General features: G+C 39.5%; 15 protein-coding genes. 12 read left to right on the top strand and 3 right to left on the bottom strand.

Annotation, left to right across the window (positions count from 1 at the left end):
- The gene (gene fabR, locus AC1M9P_RS00140; protein ID WP_035267148.1) at positions 1 to 681 is read right to left on the bottom strand and encodes an HTH-type transcriptional repressor FabR; all 681 of its coding nucleotides are present in this window, start codon (positions 679 to 681) and stop codon (positions 1 to 3) included.
- Positions 682 to 820: 139 nt separating this feature from the next.
- Between fabR and AC1M9P_RS00135 the strand changes: the two genes are divergently transcribed.
- Complete coding sequence (locus AC1M9P_RS00135; RefSeq protein ID WP_481586395.1) at positions 821 to 1,891, top strand: flavin reductase family protein; 1,071 nt, start codon at positions 821 to 823, stop codon at positions 1,889 to 1,891.
- 12 nt (positions 1,892 to 1,903) lie between these two features.
- Positions 1,904 to 2,998, top strand: a complete 1,095-nt coding sequence (locus AC1M9P_RS00130) for a fatty acid desaturase family protein (RefSeq protein ID WP_481586394.1) — start codon at positions 1,904 to 1,906, stop codon at positions 2,996 to 2,998.
- Positions 2,999 to 3,048: 50 nt separating this feature from the next.
- Here the strand turns inward: AC1M9P_RS00130 and AC1M9P_RS00125 are convergent, their stop codons facing one another.
- Positions 3,049 to 3,750 carry an SIMPL domain-containing protein gene (locus AC1M9P_RS00125; protein WP_481586393.1) on the bottom strand — a complete coding sequence of 234 codons (702 nt, stop codon included), beginning with the start codon at positions 3,748 to 3,750 and terminating at the stop codon, positions 3,049 to 3,051.
- Positions 3,751 to 4,293: 543 nt separating this feature from the next.
- On the opposite strand from AC1M9P_RS00125, the gene AC1M9P_RS00120 reads away from it, so the two are divergent.
- The 5 genes from AC1M9P_RS00120 to AC1M9P_RS00100 all read left to right on the top strand — a co-directional run bounded on the left by AC1M9P_RS00120 (position 4,294) and on the right by AC1M9P_RS00100 (position 9,857).
- Positions 4,294 to 5,091 (top strand): fumarylacetoacetate hydrolase family protein, encoded by a 798-nt coding sequence (locus tag AC1M9P_RS00120; RefSeq protein ID WP_481586392.1) that lies wholly within the window; start codon positions 4,294 to 4,296, stop codon positions 5,089 to 5,091.
- 25 nt (positions 5,092 to 5,116) lie between these two features.
- A complete protein-coding gene (locus tag AC1M9P_RS00115) occupies positions 5,117 to 6,013 on the top strand; it encodes an acetaldehyde dehydrogenase (acetylating) (RefSeq protein WP_035267137.1) in 897 nt (298 codons plus the stop codon).
- Positions 6,014 to 6,024: 11 nt separating this feature from the next.
- Entirely contained in the window at positions 6,025 to 7,044 is a 1,020-nt protein-coding gene (dmpG, locus tag AC1M9P_RS00110; RefSeq protein WP_035267135.1) for a 4-hydroxy-2-oxovalerate aldolase, read from the top strand.
- A gap of 397 nt (positions 7,045 to 7,441) precedes the next feature.
- On the top strand, positions 7,442 to 8,734 hold the full coding sequence (locus AC1M9P_RS00105) for an OprD family outer membrane porin (protein WP_481586391.1): 1,293 nt from the start codon (positions 7,442 to 7,444) through the stop codon (positions 8,732 to 8,734).
- A gap of 262 nt (positions 8,735 to 8,996) precedes the next feature.
- A complete protein-coding gene (locus AC1M9P_RS00100; protein WP_035267132.1) occupies positions 8,997 to 9,857 on the top strand; it encodes an alpha/beta fold hydrolase in 861 nt (286 codons plus the stop codon).
- A gap of 332 nt (positions 9,858 to 10,189) precedes the next feature.
- Here AC1M9P_RS00100 and hcaR read toward each other — a convergent pair whose 3' ends face one another.
- Entirely contained in the window at positions 10,190 to 11,089 is a 900-nt protein-coding gene (gene hcaR, locus AC1M9P_RS00095) for a DNA-binding transcriptional regulator HcaR (RefSeq protein ID WP_035267131.1), read from the bottom strand.
- Positions 11,090 to 11,370: 281 nt separating this feature from the next.
- Between hcaR and hcaE the strand changes: the two genes are divergently transcribed.
- The 5 genes from hcaE to AC1M9P_RS00070 all read left to right on the top strand — a co-directional run bounded on the left by hcaE (position 11,371) and on the right by AC1M9P_RS00070 (position 15,431).
- Positions 11,371 to 12,738 (top strand): 3-phenylpropionate/cinnamic acid dioxygenase subunit alpha, encoded by a 1,368-nt coding sequence (hcaE, locus tag AC1M9P_RS00090; protein ID WP_035267128.1) that lies wholly within the window; start codon positions 11,371 to 11,373, stop codon positions 12,736 to 12,738.
- The gene (gene hcaF, locus AC1M9P_RS00085) at positions 12,735 to 13,253 is read left to right on the top strand and encodes a 3-phenylpropionate/cinnamic acid dioxygenase subunit beta (protein WP_035267127.1); all 519 of its coding nucleotides are present in this window, start codon (positions 12,735 to 12,737) and stop codon (positions 13,251 to 13,253) included. Before hcaE ends, hcaF begins: the two co-directional genes overlap by 4 nt.
- Positions 13,253 to 13,579 (top strand): 3-phenylpropionate/cinnamic acid dioxygenase ferredoxin subunit, encoded by a 327-nt coding sequence (hcaC, locus tag AC1M9P_RS00080; protein ID WP_005181999.1) that lies wholly within the window; start codon positions 13,253 to 13,255, stop codon positions 13,577 to 13,579. Before hcaF ends, hcaC begins: the two co-directional genes overlap by 1 nt.
- A 2-nt stretch (positions 13,580 to 13,581) precedes the next feature.
- A complete protein-coding gene (gene hcaB, locus AC1M9P_RS00075) occupies positions 13,582 to 14,397 on the top strand; it encodes a 3-phenylpropionate-dihydrodiol/cinnamic acid-dihydrodiol dehydrogenase (protein ID WP_481586390.1) in 816 nt (271 codons plus the stop codon).
- A 68-nt stretch (positions 14,398 to 14,465) separates the two neighbouring features.
- On the top strand, positions 14,466 to 15,431 hold the full coding sequence (locus AC1M9P_RS00070) for a 3-carboxyethylcatechol 2,3-dioxygenase (protein WP_035267122.1): 966 nt from the start codon (positions 14,466 to 14,468) through the stop codon (positions 15,429 to 15,431).
- Positions 15,432 to 15,433: the final 2 nt, after the last annotated feature.

Genomic DNA, 15,433 nt, shown 5'->3' with positions numbered 1-15,433 from the left:
TTATTCTTTCAGATGACGTGCGCCTTCTAAAATCATTCGGATCATCGTCATCGTTTGTTCAGCTACAACTTTTCTTTCATCGTGTGGCATGTTGATTAATTTAGCACCCATAGTGAATACCAATTGGGTAATCGCTTTAGCTGCCAATTCTGGGTGCTTGATTTTATGAGGGTTATTTTGCTCAAGACGAACAAGGTCATCCATGAGTTCTTGCTGAAAGTAATTGAGCTGTTTTTCAACCGCCTCTTTATAAGAGGCAGAACCAGTATAACCTTCACGTAACAATAGGCTCAGATTACCTTCGTCAGCATCTAACTGTTCAATAAATACTTCAACTGAACTACGCACAATACTTGAATTGCGAACTGCTTTTAAGCGAGCTTGATGCAAGATTTGACGTAAAACAATACCTGAGCGATCAATCAATTCAATGGCAAGTTCGTCGATATCTTTAAAATGTCTATAAAAACTGTTTGGCGCAATTCCTGCTTCACGGGCAACTTCGCGCAAGCTTAAAGATGCGATGCTTTTTTGAGGTCCGATAAGGTTGAGAGCAGCTTGGAATAATTCTTCTTTCGTGATTGTGGCTTTTCTTCCGACTGTACGTGCAGTTGGATGCTCCAAAATGGATGCGGATTCACTGGCATGTAGAGGAGAAAGAGTAATCGTAGAGCTGCTCATAAATATCAGAAGTTTACAGTTAGAGTTGCATTATATCGCTCTGTGTCAGGATATGGAAATCAATAGATGATATACAAGTGTCTATACAAATATATATACATGTGTATAATAATTCTAAACCCACTGTGATGAGCCCATAATGCAAGCAGTTAAGCCACCTAAAAATTTGATTAGATCCGCAGTAAATGCTGTATTTGATCCGAATGCTGCCAATTTTTGGTTGCAAAAGATCGATCCAATTTGGTCGGTGAATCAATCATTAGGCAAAATTGTTGAACGTACACAAGTTGCAAATGATACGGTCAGCTTAAAAATTGCGGTTAATCGAAAATTTCAGTTTGGTGAAGCAGGGCAACATCATCCAGTTATTGTCACGACACGAGGTCGTTGTTTTGAACGTACCTATAGTTTGACCAAAATCGACACTCAACATGTATTGTTGACTGCTAAGAAAGTCGATCAGGGTGTAGTCAGTTCTTGGATTAACGATATTGCTGAGGTAGGCGATATTGTTGAGTTTGGTGCACCCTATGGAGATATGAGACTTGGAAGTGTAAATACACCTCTATTAATGCTGGCCGCAGGGAGTGGTATTACTCCAATGTACAGCTTGATCAAGGCATTATTGCAGCAAGAAAAAAAATTAGTTCAGCCAGTCAAATTGATGTACTGGGCAAAAAAAATAGAAGATTTAGCATTTCAAACAGAGTTGATTGCTTTGGCGAATCAACACTCAAATTTTAATGTTGAATTTTTTACCACTCAAGATGAAGTGGCTGATTCCCGTTTAGAAGATTCTCATTTAACTGCTATCGAATCCTTAGATCAATATACGGTTTATGCATGCGGTCCAGCAGGATTTGTGCAAGTTGCTGAACAACTAACTGATACTCGTGTTCATAAATTTAAAGGTGAAGCATTCAGTGTTGAACCATTCATTAGTGATGAAACTGGTTTTGTTCAGGTCACACTTACGAAATCAAATAAGGTCGTCACGATTCCAAAGGGACAATCAATACTTGTAAGTTTAGAGCAACAAAATATTCGCCCACAGCACGGTTGCCGCATGGGGGTATGTAATAAATGTGCATGCCATAAAGCGCAAGGTGCAACTAAAAACCTCGTCAATGGTGCAGAAAATACTGAGCCTGGAAATCTGCTCAAAATCTGTATCAATTCAGCTCAGTCTGATCTCACTATCGACCTATAAGCGAGAATAATCATGAATATGCCAGTCCAAGCACAATATTTCAAAAACCCAAAAAATCGTGAACTCACTGATGCACAACTTGATGAACTCGCACGTGAACTTGATGCAATTAAGCAGGAAGTTCTTGATGATTTAGGTGAAAAAGACGAAAAGTATATTAAGCGAGTGTATGCAGCGATTCGCTACAGTTCAATCCTTGGACGTGCATGTTTATTTGCTGGCTGGTTTCCTCCAGCATGGCTTTTAGGCACAGGCTTGCTTGGTTTTGCCAAAATCATGGAAAACATGGAGTTGGGCCATAATGTGATGCATGGTCAATATGATTGGATGAACGACCCTAAATTTAAAGGGACAACTTACGAATGGGATATCGTCGGCACATCTGATGATTGGCGCCAAACCCACAACTACAAACACCATACCTATACCAATATCAAAGGTATGGATGATGATATTGGTTATGGAATTCTTCGTTTGTTCCCAGAGCAACGCTGGAAAAAAGGATATTTATTACAACCACTTTACAGTATTCCATTCTGTTTGTTATTCCAGTGGGGTGTAGCGATTCAGAACTTAGAAATTGGTAAGCGCTTAAAAGGGCGCATGAGCAAAGAAGAATTTCAACAACGTTTGAACCCGATGAAAAAGAAAATGGGGAAACAGTTATTTAAAGATTATGTTTTCTTCCCACTCATTGCAGGTCCTGCAGCATTACCCGTTTTCACAGGTAATTTAGTCGCTAATGGTATTCGTAATATTTGGACATTCAGTATCATTTTCTGCGGTCACTTCACCAAAGATGTGGAAGTTTTTCCGAAGTCAGTTTTAGAAAATGAAAGCCGTGGCCATTGGTATATGCGTCAAATTCGTGGGTCTTCTAACCTGACAGGTTCTGAAGGATTCCATATTTTGACGGGGCATTTGAGTCATCAGATTGAGCATCATCTTTATCCAGATATTCCTGCTCGACGTTACCGTCAAATGGGGCCTAAAGTGAAAGCGGTGTGTGAAAAATACGGCTTGAATTACAATAATGCGAGTTTATTTAAACAATATGGTCAGGTTTTGGGACGTATTGTGAAATATGCCTTCCCATTTAAAAAGTAAGAAACAAAAAAAGCCACTTATTGAGTGGCTTTTTGAACTTTAATAGCGAACTATTTTAATTGAATTGATCCATTTGCATTGACTGTGATTGTTGATTCTCCAGCAGCCATATTTTGTGAGTCTGCAGCGGGTGCACTCTCTACAACCATTGCGGCACGTGCCATGGCTAATGGTCTTGGTGAATAATTATTGGTGTTCATATTCAAGTTAACCAAGTTATAACTAGAACGATTCCAAGCTTTAGTGAGAACCTGAGCGCGCTGTTGGAAATTTTGCGTGGCTTCTGTCAATAACTCATTTTCAACCTGCTTTCGTTTTTCAGTGGAAACAGTGAAATTAATCGATTGTGTTTGAAAATCTTGTTGTAACTCGCTAATTAATTGGCTCGCTGCTTTAAAATCTTTGCTTTCAATATTCACTTCAGCACGGCCACGCCATTCCTTCAGTTTTGTTGAATTGTTGTTGTCATAGACAGGATAAGTGGTCTGAGAACCCGTTTCGACCTTTACTTGGGGGAATTTTTTACTGATGTTGATGGCCTGATTCATCAATTGAGTCATTTGTGTTGAAAGTTGTGCAGGCTGTTTATTACTTTTTTCAATAAATAAAATGGCGTGCATTTCATCATTAGAGACTTGTTTAGAAGCGTCTGCTTGAAGATTAATAATATTAGTTTTAGGTTCTGTGTCAGCAAGTACCGAAAAGCTAATCCCGGTAGCTAAGATCAATAGTGGCAGTTTTAATAATTTCATTGTTATCTCTGTATCTTCACCTGATGAATATTCTACAGAATATTCTAATCTTTTTTGATGGAGAGAAAATGTGATTATTTGGTGATGAGATAGTAGCAATTGTAATATTTAACACAAATTTTACGACTTAAGTCGGCTTAACAAGGCTTTTAAAATGTATTTTAATTGAATTGTAGTTGAACAATAAAAAAATATAACTTGTCTTTGAATTAGTGATTAATAATTTGTAATCCATAGATAATTCTATTATCAATGGTCTAACAAGTAGTATTAGAAATAGATTAAACATTCTGTATATTTAAATAATAAAATTTTAAAAACATGTAAAACAATAAGATAGAGTCTTCATTTGATAAATTATTTATAGTCTGAAACTATTGTCATAAAGAAAATAAGTATTGGCATATAGGTCAAGATTTTTCCATTCTAGCTCTCATCAGAGATGCAGGTATCTCTCTAAAAGAATTTGTCCCTCAGAAGGTTGTTTTCAAGCAATTTTCCTAAGGTCAAATAGATCATCGAATGAAGTTGAAGGAAGTCTTGATGTCTAATTCTGCTGTAGTTGAATCAGTAGCACAAGCGTTACGAACTGCTGAATTATCACAAAGTGCAATCGCACCAATTCGCCCAACGTTGGGTGGTGAAGCTGCTGATGTAGATATCGCTTACGCTGTACAAGAAGTGAATACAGCGCGTGCCTTATCAGAAGGTCGTCGTTTAGTTGGGCGTAAAATCGGTTTGACATCAAAAGTGGTTCAAGCACAACTCGGTGTAAATCAACCTGACTTCGGTATGCTGTTTGCAGACATGGCTTATGGTGATGGAGAGGCGATTCCTGCAGGTCTATTGATCCAACCTAAAGTAGAAGCGGAAATCGCTTTGGTGATCAATCAAGATTTAACGAAAGAAAAACACACTTATGCTGACATTATCAGCGCGACTGATTATGCACTTCCTGCTGTAGAGGTGGTGGATAGTCGAATTGAAAACTGGAAGATCAGTTTGATTGACACTGTCGCAGATAATGCATCTTCAGCTGCATTTGTATTGGGTTCACGTCCTGTAAAACTCGATAACCTTGATCTAGTGAATTGTAAAATGATCATGACACGTGGTGAAGAAGTCGTGTCTCAAGGTGTTGGTAAGGCTTGCTTAGCAAACCCTTTAAATGCAGCTGTCTGGCTTGCTGATGAAATGGTACGTCGTGGTCGTCCATTGTTAGCTGGTGACATTATTTTAACAGGTGCATTAGGCCCTATGGTTGTAGCAAACCCAGGTGATGAATTCAAAGTTGAGATTGAAGGCTTTGGTTCAGTGACTGCTGCTTTCGCTGCTGAATAAGTCGGAATTTTGAGAGAGTACGTTAATGAAAAAGATTAAATGTGCAATGATCGGACCAGGTAATATTGGTACTGATTTGCTTTACAAACTTCAACGTAGCGAATGGTTAGAGCCAGTTTGGATGGTGGGTATCGATCCTACTTCTGAAGGTCTTGCTCGTGCTGCGAAAATGGGTTTAAAAACCACTGCAGAAGGGGTTGATGGTCTTCTTCCTCACGTCATTGAAGATGATATCAAAATTGCTTTTGATGCAACGTCTGCATATGTACATGCGGAGAACAGCCGCAAGTTAAATGAGCTTGGCGTGCTCATGATTGACTTAACACCTGCTGCAATTGGTCCTTTCTGCGTTCCACCTGTGAACTTAGAAGCTTTACTTGCAGAAGGTGAAGTGCCTAACGTGAATATGGTAACGTGTGGTGGTCAGGCAACAATTCCTATGGTTGCAGCAGTTTCACGTGTTCAACCTGTTGAATATGGTGAGATCATCGCGACTGTGTCTACAAAATCTGTAGGTCCTGGTACACGTAAAAACATCGACGAATTCACACGTACAACTGCGGGTGCTATTGAGAAAGTTGGTGGTGCGAAAAAAGGTAAAGCGATCATCATCATTAACCCTGCTGAGCCACCACTTATGATGCGTGACACAGTACACTGTCTTGTTGAAGGTGAGCCAGATCAAGCTGCGATCACTGAATCAGTTCACGCGATGATTAAAGAAGTGCAAAAATATGTACCAGGTTACAAACTTGTAAATGGTCCAATTTTTGATGGTAACCGTGTTTCTATCTTCTTGGAAGTAGAAGGTTTGGGTGATTTCTTGCCGAAATATGCAGGTAACCTCGACATTATGACAGCTGCAGCTGCTCGTACAGCAGAAATGTTTGCTGAACACGTATTCAACAAAGAAGAAGCTTAAGGAGCAACTGCATGTCTAAGATTATTGTTCATGATATGACTTTACGTGATGGTATGCATCCACAGCGCCATCAAACGACTGTTGAGCAAATGATTGCAATTTCAACAGCACTTGATGATGCAGGCGTACCTTTAATTGAAGTAACACACGGTGACGGTCTTGGTGGTTCATCAGTAAACTACGGTTTTGCTGCTGCGACTGACGAAGAATACTTATCTGCTGTTGTACCTCGTATGAAGAATGCAAAAGTTTCTGCATTACTTCTTCCTGGTATCGGTACAGTTGACCATTTAAAAATGGCGCATGAAATCGGTGTATCAACGATTCGTGTTGCAACTCACTGTACTGAAGCTGACTGTTCTGAACAGCACATCACCGCTGCGCGTAAATTAGAAATGGACACAGTGGGCTTCTTAATGTTGGCTCACATGGCAACTCCTGAGCGTCTTTTAGAAGAAGCGAAGAAGATGGTGTCTTACGGTGCAAACTGTATTTATGTTACAGACTCAGCAGGTTATATGCTTCCTCAAGATGTAATCGATCGCGTTGGTCACTTACGTCAACACTTGGACCCAAGCATTGAGTTAGGTTTCCACGGTCACCACAACTTAGGTATGGGTGTATCAAATACTGTTGCTGCGGTTGAAGCAGGTGCAGTACGTGTAGACTTGGCGTCTGCAGGTCTTGGTGCTGGTGCAGGTAACACGCCACTTGAATTGTTTATTGCTGTTGCTAACCGTATGGGTATGGACACTGGCGTTGACTTGTTCAAAGTACAAGACGTTGCTGAAGATCTCGTGATTCCAATGATGCACAACCCAATTCGTGCAGACCGTGATGCGGCAACTTTGGGTTATGCGGGTGTTTACTCTTCATTCCTATTGTTTGCTAAACGTGCTGAAGCGAAATATGGCGTATCTGCGCGTGAAATCTTAATGGAGCTTGGTCGCCGTGGTACTGTTGGTGGTCAGGAAGACATGATTGAAGATCTAGCTTTGACTATGGCTAAAGCAAAAGAACTTAACGCATAATTTAAAAGTGATTTGAAAAAGCACTCTTAGGAGTGCTTTTTTTATGAATTTAGAAAAGAAACATATAAAAAAACAATTGCGTGAGATGTTTGGATGCTTATATTGGGTGATTTGGTGTAGAGCGTATCGTAATTGTTAAACTTAAAAACGATTAAATAAAATGGCAAAATGCTTTTGGGTTAATTTGTAAGATATTAAAATATAATAAATTATCCATCGTAAAAGTTAATTTGCTTAGTTACTGAGCTATTATTAATTGTTTATAACAATGAGAGTTTTTAAAGTATTGTTTTTCATCGGAAAAGTCTAAATTTTTTTTAGACTCTAGTCTGATTTCTTCAGAGTGCACAATTTAGCAATATGCTCATCAACGCTGATTTGAGTATAGGATGAAGCCATGCGTCATCAAAAATTATGGCTAGCAATGATTGCTGCAACAACTCTAGGGACAACTTCTGCTCACGCGAATTTTGTGGCTGATTCAAATGTTCAGCTTAAATTTAAAAATTTCTATTTAGAACGTAATTACGATACAGCACCAAATCTAGATTATGGTAACTGGACGCAAGCAATTACTTTAGATGCTAAATCGGGTTATCACGATATTGGTGCAGGCATTCAAGTTGGTGCAGATCTCTTGGCTCAATATGCAATTGGATTGAAATCGCGTGATTCTGTAAATGACATTCATATGCCATATGATAACAGTCAAGGTCGTACAGAACGTGATAATGCTAAAATTGGTGCGACTTTAAAAGTTAAAGTTTCTGAAACTGAACTTAAAGTAGGTGATTTATTGCCGATGTCACCAGTTATTTTCTTCGATCCATCACGCCAATTATTAACTACTTATAGTGGTGCATGGTTAGAGTCGAAAGATATTCAGGATACTAAATTAACCTTGGCATATATTGATGGTATTAATGCGCGTTACGATAATCAGTATCAAGATTTGACCTTATTCCCAAACAATGATTTTGCGAAGGCAGAAGCTCAAGGTCTCACAACTGATGATGGAATGTATATTGTTGGTGTTGATCACCAGTTTACATCAAAGATTGGTGGTAGTTATTGGTTCGCTGATTTAACTGACATCTTCAAGCAACATTATGTTGCTGCAAGCTATAAAACTAAACTTGATGAAAAAACGAATTTAGATGCACATATTCGTTACTTCGATAACAGTGAAACTGGTGATAAACTTTTTGGTAAAATTGATAGCCAAGCAATTTCTATGGGGGCGAAAGTCAACCATGGTATGCATACCGTTCAATTGGGTTATCAAGAGATGTTTGGCGAGCATGGAGATAAAGCGACACTATTCCCAACATTGGGTGGTTGGGTGCCACAACCTTATTTAGATAACTGGTCAGTCGCGAGTTTTATCCGTAAGGATGAGAAATCTTGGAGTGTGGGTTATACCTATAATTTTAAAGAAATGGGTGTACCAGGATTATCTGCCACTGTACGTCATTTCCAAGGTTGGAATATTGATACGGCAACACCAGGTCGAGGTCGCGAGAATGAAAATAACATCATCGTGAACTATGTTGTGCCAGAAGGTAAGTATAAAGGTCTTGGTTTCAACTATATGTTCATTGATACTAATTATAACAACATCAATGTTCCAGGCACCTTGAGTGATTTAGAAGAGCATCGTGTGGCGTTAAGTTATAGTTATAAATTCTAAAAATGAAATTGATCTCGATATGATGAGTAGGGATTATATCGAGATCTTATTAAGTCATATTCAGAGGGTGAATATTGATTTTAAAAAAATAAGGAAAAACAGTAATTTATTTAATTGGTAAAAAGATGGATGCAATCGTAAATTTGTATCAGTTGAAAGGTACAGAGCAGTTAATATAAGCCTGTAAAACTATCATTTGTAAACATCAACTGATGATTGTTTCACAAATATATGATCAGTTATAGACAGTTAGAGGACTATGATGAGCACTGTTCAAATTCCAGAATATAAAACGGATTCATTCTTTGGTTTAGAAGATAAATGGATCGAAACTGCTGAAGGTGAGTTAACCCATTATCATGAAATTGGTGAAGGCACGCCTATTTTATTCCTTCATGGTTCTGGTACTGGTGTATCAGCAGCTGCTAACTGGTGGTTGAATTTACCTGCAATTGGTGAGCAAGCGCGTTGTATCGCAATTGATACCATTGGTTATGGTCAAACTGTCGTTGCACCAGGAACTCAATACGGTATCCGTGCATGGGTTGATCATGCAATTCGTACTCTTGATGCACTTGGTATTGAAAAAACATGGTTAGTAGGTAATTCTCTAGGTGGTTGGTTAGCATTCCAATTGGCACTTGATTATCCAGAGCGTGTACTCGGTATTGTTTCAATGGGTACAGGTGGTGCAAAACAAACTGCAGCCCTAAAAGCGCATGCAAACCCAGTTTTAACAGAAGAAGGTATTCGTAAAACACTTTCAATGTTCGTTGTAAATAAAGACTTAATTACAGATGAGCTGGTAAAAGTACGTTTTGATTCTGCAGCGAATGACTACGCATCTGATCGTTTAATGGATGTTGTGGGTGCGCGTGACCGTGATCGTTTCGAGTTCCCATTAGACTTTGAAAAAATGAAAGATATTACAGTTCCTGTATTATTGATTCATGGTACTCAAGATGTGGTGATTCCTGTGTCTCGTACTTGGGACATTTTAAATATCGTTCCTAATGCTGATGCACATATTTTCAGTCAGTGCGGTCACTGGTCGCAAGTTGAAAAAGCAGAAGAATTTAATACGGTGATCAAAAATTATCTAGCAGTTCATGGTGTTAAATAATTTAAGATCCTAAAAAACTAAAAAAGAGGATGAATTAATCATCCTCTTTTTTAAAACTGAAAATACAGAACATGTGTTTAATACGTTTAAATCTGCATATTGATAATCAATATTGAGCATTGATCTGTTTTAATGCATTAGACTTAAGTGGTAGAGCAAGTCTAGTTAGTTGATGGGTTGTTTAAAAAATAGTCTAATCTAAAGCCTGAATTCATAGAATTTATGATGATATTTGTAAAACTTTATTAGACTAAAGTCTAAGGTGGGCAGTTAAAATAAAAAATAAAAATCACCGCTATTTCTAACGGTGATCATTAATTTGAAAAAATTGATTAATTACGATTAATATCAAGATAAAAAACAGAGCTCAGTAAGTCCATAAATTTTTTGACGCCTTCTGAGTTAGTACTTTTTCTATAGCTCGCAAATAAATCGATTGAAGGTAATTCCACGTCTAACGGGCGAATCACAGTGTTGTTCATCGTCAGCGGTGCGATATATCCAGGTAGAAAAGTACAGCCCAGGTTCATGCCAATAGAATTAATGTTAAAGAGGATATTGTCTGCAGTTTGAACAATATTTAAGTTGATTTGATGGTATTTTGCAAAGTCTAGAATGATCTTATTTAGGGTTTGAGATTGCTGTTCAGAAGGAATAATGAAATCGATTCCATCGAGCTCTTTTACTGGAATGCGATCGTATTTAGCGAGTGGGTGATCTTTGGGTAGTAAGAAAATCAAAGGTTCTCGTAAAACAAATTGACTTTCGATTTCATCACTAAATAGATTTTGACGAGTAAAAGCGATATCAATTTCGCCTTTTTTTAACATTTTTGACTGATCCGAATTGTTTAAGCTTAACAATTCAATCTTTAAATCCCGGTTTTGAACACGAAGATTAGGGAGAACGTAAGGAAAAATTTTCATTTCAACGACAGGAACAAAGCCGATACGTAACAATTGCTGTTTAGATTTGGCAATCTGACGAGTCATTGCGACTGCTTTGTCTGCTTGGGCTATCGTGAGGCGAGCTTGTTCAAGGAAGACTTGCCCCTCCTCAGTGAGTTCTACCTTACGTTTTGTACGATAAAGCAAAGGGACGCCAATTTCATCTTCAAGATCTTTAATCTGCTGGCTCAATGATGGCTGAGCAGTATAAAGGCGCAAGGCTGCTTTGGTGAAGTTGAGTTCTTCTGCCACAGCAATGAAATATCGTAGGTGTCGTAGTTCCATAAAAAATCATCCAAAGATTGATTCATATAATGTCTAAATATGATCAAGTGCGAGTATAGTTCACAAATGGATATTCGGTGAAGTAGGGCTGAGCATATTGAAATATCAACGTTATTATTAAAATATGGTAAAATTCACGTATTGAGCTATTGATTAATTTATCGATAAAACATCTTGATTCAAACAAAAAAAATATTTCCCCAAAACTCGTTCAAAACTCATTATCTCTGCAAAGTTGAGTCTATTAGTTTGTGTCTAATTTAGTCACAGGAGAGCTTTTCATGAGTGGGAAAATTGATGTGCGCGAAATCGATGCTTTAGTCGATGCACAAAATGGACGTATCACGCCATCTATTTATACAGATCCAGATATCTATGAACTAGAACTTGAACGTGTGTTCGGTCGTACATGGTTATTCCTTTGCCATGAAAGCCAAATTCCAAAGGCTGGTGATTTCTTCAATACCTATATGGGTGAAGATCCGATCATCGTGGTACGTCAAAAAGACGGTTCAATCAAAGCATTATTAAACCAATGTCGTCACCGTTCAATGCGCGTGAGCTTTGCTGACTGCGGTAACACTCGTGCGTTTACATGTCCATACCATGGTTGGTCTTATGGCGTAGACGGCTCTCTTAAAGATATTCCTCTTGAAGATCGTGCATTCCCTCAAGGCGCATGTAAAGAGAAGTGGAGTTTGATCGAAGTAAACCGTGTGAAGTCTTATAAAGGCTTAATCTTCGGTTGCTGGGATGAAACAACTCCAGACCTTGAAGAATACATGGGTGATATTGCTTGGTACTTAGATGGTGTATTAGATCGTCGTCCAGGTGGTACTGAGATCATCGGTGGTGTTCATAAGTGGGAAATCGAATGTAACTGGAAATTTGCGGCTGAACAGTTTGCATCTGACCAATATCATGCATTGTTCTCTCACGCATCTGCGATTCAAGTATTAGGTGCTAAACCTGATGACGAATCTTCGAAGAAACTAGGTGCTGCGCAAACTGCACGTCCGGTATGGGAAACTGCGAAAGACGCGATCCAATATGGTTCACGTGGTCACGGTTCAGGCTTCTTCTTTACAGAGAAACCAGATGCAAACGTATGGGTTGATGGTGAAGTAGCAAACTATTTCCGCGAAACTTACGAAGAAGTTAAAGAGCGTCTTGGTGAAATTCGTGCGTTACGTCTTGCTGGTCATAACACTATGTTCCCAACATTGTCTTGGTTAAACGGTACAGCAACACTTCGCGTATGGCACCCACGTGGTCCAAACAAAACTGAAGTATGGGCGTTCTGTATTGCGGATGCTGAAGCGTCACAAGAAGTGAAAGAAGCGTTTGAACGTTCTGCGACACGTGCATTTGGTCCAGCTGGTTTCTTAGAGCAAGATGACTCTGAAAACTGGATCGAAATTCAAAAAGTATTACGTGGTTACAAAGCGCGTCAAAACAAACTCATTATGGAAATGGGTCTTGGCAACGAGAAAATTCGTGAAGATGGTATCCCTGGTATCACCAACTACATTTTCTCAGAAACTGCGGCACGCGGCATGTACCGTCGTTGGGCAGACTTGCTAATCCATGAAAAATGGGAAGATGTTGAGAAAGCAGCTGACGAATATGAGAAGGAGCTTATGAAATGAGTCAAGTGAGTTTAGAACTTCACCATCAAATTAGCCAATTCCTCTATCGTGAAGCGAAATTGCTTGACGATTGGAAATTCCGCGACTGGTTAGATACGTTAGCTGAAGATATTTCTTACACGCTACGTACAACACCAAATGCTCAAACACGTGACCGTCGTCGTTCAATTGAACCACCTACAACTTGGGTGTTCAATGATACGAAAGATCTTTTAGAGCGTCGTGTTGCTCGTCTTGAAACAGGTATGGCTTGGGCTGAAGAGCCTCCATCACGTACAACTCATATGGTGAGTAACGTGATCGTAGAAGCTACTGAAGTGGAAGGCGAATACGATGTATACGTTACATATCTTTTGTACCGTACACAAAAAGAGAAAGATGTCACGATTTACTGTGGTAAACGTCATGACAAGATCCGTAAAGTTGAAGGTGGCCTAGGCTTCCAAATTTTCAACCGTAAGATCACGCTTGATCAAGTTACCTATAACTCTCACAACCTGAGTGTATTCTTCTAATGAATAAGATTTTTGTTTGCCAAGTTGACGAATTAGACGAAGGCGAAGCGTTGAAAGTAGATTGCGGCGTTAACGGTATCGATGCGCTTGCAGTGTTTAACAATGGTGGTGAGTTCTTCGCAATGAATGACCGTTGTTCTCATGGTAATGCTTCAATGTCAGAAGGTTATCTTGAAGACGATGGCACTGTCGAATGCCCATTGCATTCAGCTCGCTTCTGTTTAAAAACCGGTCAAGCATTATGTTTACCAGCGACAGATCCAATTCAAACTTTCCCAGTGATTGTTGAAGATGGTGCGTTATACGTTGAGATGGCAGGAGAGTAATCATGGGTTGGCTTAAAGGCGAAGTTGCACTGATCACAGGTGGTGGTTCTGGTTTAGGTTGGGCTTTAGTTGAACGCTTCCTTGAAGAAGGTGCACACGTTGGTGTGTTACAACGTTCACAATCTAAAGTCGATGCTTTAAAAGAACGCTTTGGTGATCAAATTGTTGCAATCGCTGGTGATGTTGCCAACTATGAAGACAATGTCCGTGCTGTAAAAGCAACTGTTGAGCGTTTTGGTAAGCTTGATTGCTTTATTGGTAATGCAGGAATCTGGGATCACTACGCAGATATCGTCAATACTTCAGGTGAGCAACTTGATAAAGCGTTTGACGAAATCATGGGAATTAATACGAAAGCATTAATTCTAGGTGCAAAAGCTGCACTTGATGAGTTGGTTAAATCTGAAGGCTCAATTGTCTTCACATTATCTAACTCAGCATTATATTCTGCGGGTGGTGGTCCTGTTTACACAGCGTCTAAGCATGCTGGCGTAGGCATCATGAAGGAATTGGCGTATGAGCTTGCACCGAAAGTTCGTGTGAATGCTGTTGCGCCATCAGGTATGAATGTAAACATTAAAGGTGCTGCATCATTAGGCCAAGAAAATTTAGGTCTTTTAGATGCGCGTGATCCTGAGAAAATCGCGCGTGGTATGCCTTTGAACTTCTTACCTGAGCCTGAAGAAATGACAGGTTCATATGTGCTCTTGGCATCTCGTCAAAATAACCGACCTTTAACTGGAGTTCTGATCAACGCAGAATGTGGTTTGGGTATTCGTGGTCTACGTCAACCACGTGCTGGTTTCTTTGACGAATAAAATCTAGTCTAAAAAATGGACTTATCGGCAGCCTGTTCTAAGGCTGCCTTCCTTTTAAGGAGTCTCTCATGGCCGTTAAACTTATTTGTGCTTCGCACAGTCCTTTAATGGAATTTGCTTCACCTCAAGATCAGTCAAAAGAGCAAAAAGTACGTGCTGCTTTTGAACAATTATCTGCTGAAGTAAAAGCTTACGATCCAACACTGATCATTACTTTTGGTCCAGACCATTTTAACGGTTTTTTCTACGACCTTATGCCAAGTTTCTGTGTCGGTATCCGTGCTACGGCTGCTGGTGACTGGGATTACGGTAAAATTGACAATAAAATCGATGTTCCTGAAGACAAGGCTTTGGCGCTTGTGCGTCAAGTTCTAGATGAGGGTGTTGATGTTGCATACTCATATCGTATGCAGGCTGACCATGGTGTGACTCAACCATTACACTTCCTTTGTGATGGTAAACTTGATCGTTATAAAACGATTCCAATATTTATTAATGGCGCTGCCGCACCAATGCCAACCACAAAGCGTACCATTGCTTTAGGTCGTGCGGTTGGACAATATATTAAGTCACTTAATCTTGAAAATGAGCGTGTACTTGTATTGGGTACAGGCGGTTTGTCTCATGATCCACCAACACCTCAAATGGGTTCAGTGCCACCAGAAGTTGAAGAGTTTTTAATTGCTGGTCGTAATCCAACTGAAGAAGCACGTAATGCGCGTCAAGCGAAAATTATTGCAGTTGGTCAGAAACTCGCTGCTGGAGATACATCAGTTGCAGTACCGCTGAGCCCTGAGTGGGATATTGCATTGCTTGAGAAATTCAAACAAGCAGATTTTGCTGCAATGGAAGCGATGACTGAGGCAGAAATTCGTGTCGAAGGTGGTCGTGGTGGTCAAGAAGTGCGTTGCTGGATGGCAGCATTTGCTGCACTGAACGAAGTTGGTGAGTATGAAATGACAACTCACTGCTATGAAGACATTAGTGAGTGGATTGCGGGCTTCGGTATCGTATCTGCGGAATTAAAAGGTTAATC

This window comes from Acinetobacter sp. 25-47-122, assembly GCF_056779695.1.
The sequence above is the reverse complement of the archived record's forward strand: the minus strand, read 5'-3'. Positions and strand labels throughout refer to the sequence as shown.

Coding starts and splice junctions, on each gene's coding strand:
- fabR (WP_035267148.1), bottom strand. CDS start 681: ATGAGCAGCTCTACGATTACTCTTTCTCCTCTACATGCCAGTGAATCC.
- AC1M9P_RS00135 (WP_481586395.1), top strand. CDS start 821: ATGCAAGCAGTTAAGCCACCTAAAAATTTGATTAGATCCGCAGTAAAT.
- AC1M9P_RS00130 (WP_481586394.1), top strand. CDS start 1,904: ATGAATATGCCAGTCCAAGCACAATATTTCAAAAACCCAAAAAATCGT.
- AC1M9P_RS00125 (WP_481586393.1), bottom strand. CDS start 3,750: ATGAAATTATTAAAACTGCCACTATTGATCTTAGCTACCGGGATTAGC.
- AC1M9P_RS00120 (WP_481586392.1), top strand. CDS start 4,294: ATGTCTAATTCTGCTGTAGTTGAATCAGTAGCACAAGCGTTACGAACT.
- AC1M9P_RS00115 (WP_035267137.1), top strand. CDS start 5,117: ATGAAAAAGATTAAATGTGCAATGATCGGACCAGGTAATATTGGTACT.
- dmpG (WP_035267135.1), top strand. CDS start 6,025: ATGTCTAAGATTATTGTTCATGATATGACTTTACGTGATGGTATGCAT.
- AC1M9P_RS00105 (WP_481586391.1), top strand. CDS start 7,442: ATGCGTCATCAAAAATTATGGCTAGCAATGATTGCTGCAACAACTCTA.
- AC1M9P_RS00100 (WP_035267132.1), top strand. CDS start 8,997: ATGAGCACTGTTCAAATTCCAGAATATAAAACGGATTCATTCTTTGGT.
- hcaR (WP_035267131.1), bottom strand. CDS start 11,089: ATGGAACTACGACACCTACGATATTTCATTGCTGTGGCAGAAGAACTC.
- hcaE (WP_035267128.1), top strand. CDS start 11,371: ATGAGTGGGAAAATTGATGTGCGCGAAATCGATGCTTTAGTCGATGCA.
- hcaF (WP_035267127.1), top strand. CDS start 12,735: ATGAGTCAAGTGAGTTTAGAACTTCACCATCAAATTAGCCAATTCCTC.
- hcaC (WP_005181999.1), top strand. CDS start 13,253: ATGAATAAGATTTTTGTTTGCCAAGTTGACGAATTAGACGAAGGCGAA.
- hcaB (WP_481586390.1), top strand. CDS start 13,582: ATGGGTTGGCTTAAAGGCGAAGTTGCACTGATCACAGGTGGTGGTTCT.
- AC1M9P_RS00070 (WP_035267122.1), top strand. CDS start 14,466: ATGGCCGTTAAACTTATTTGTGCTTCGCACAGTCCTTTAATGGAATTT.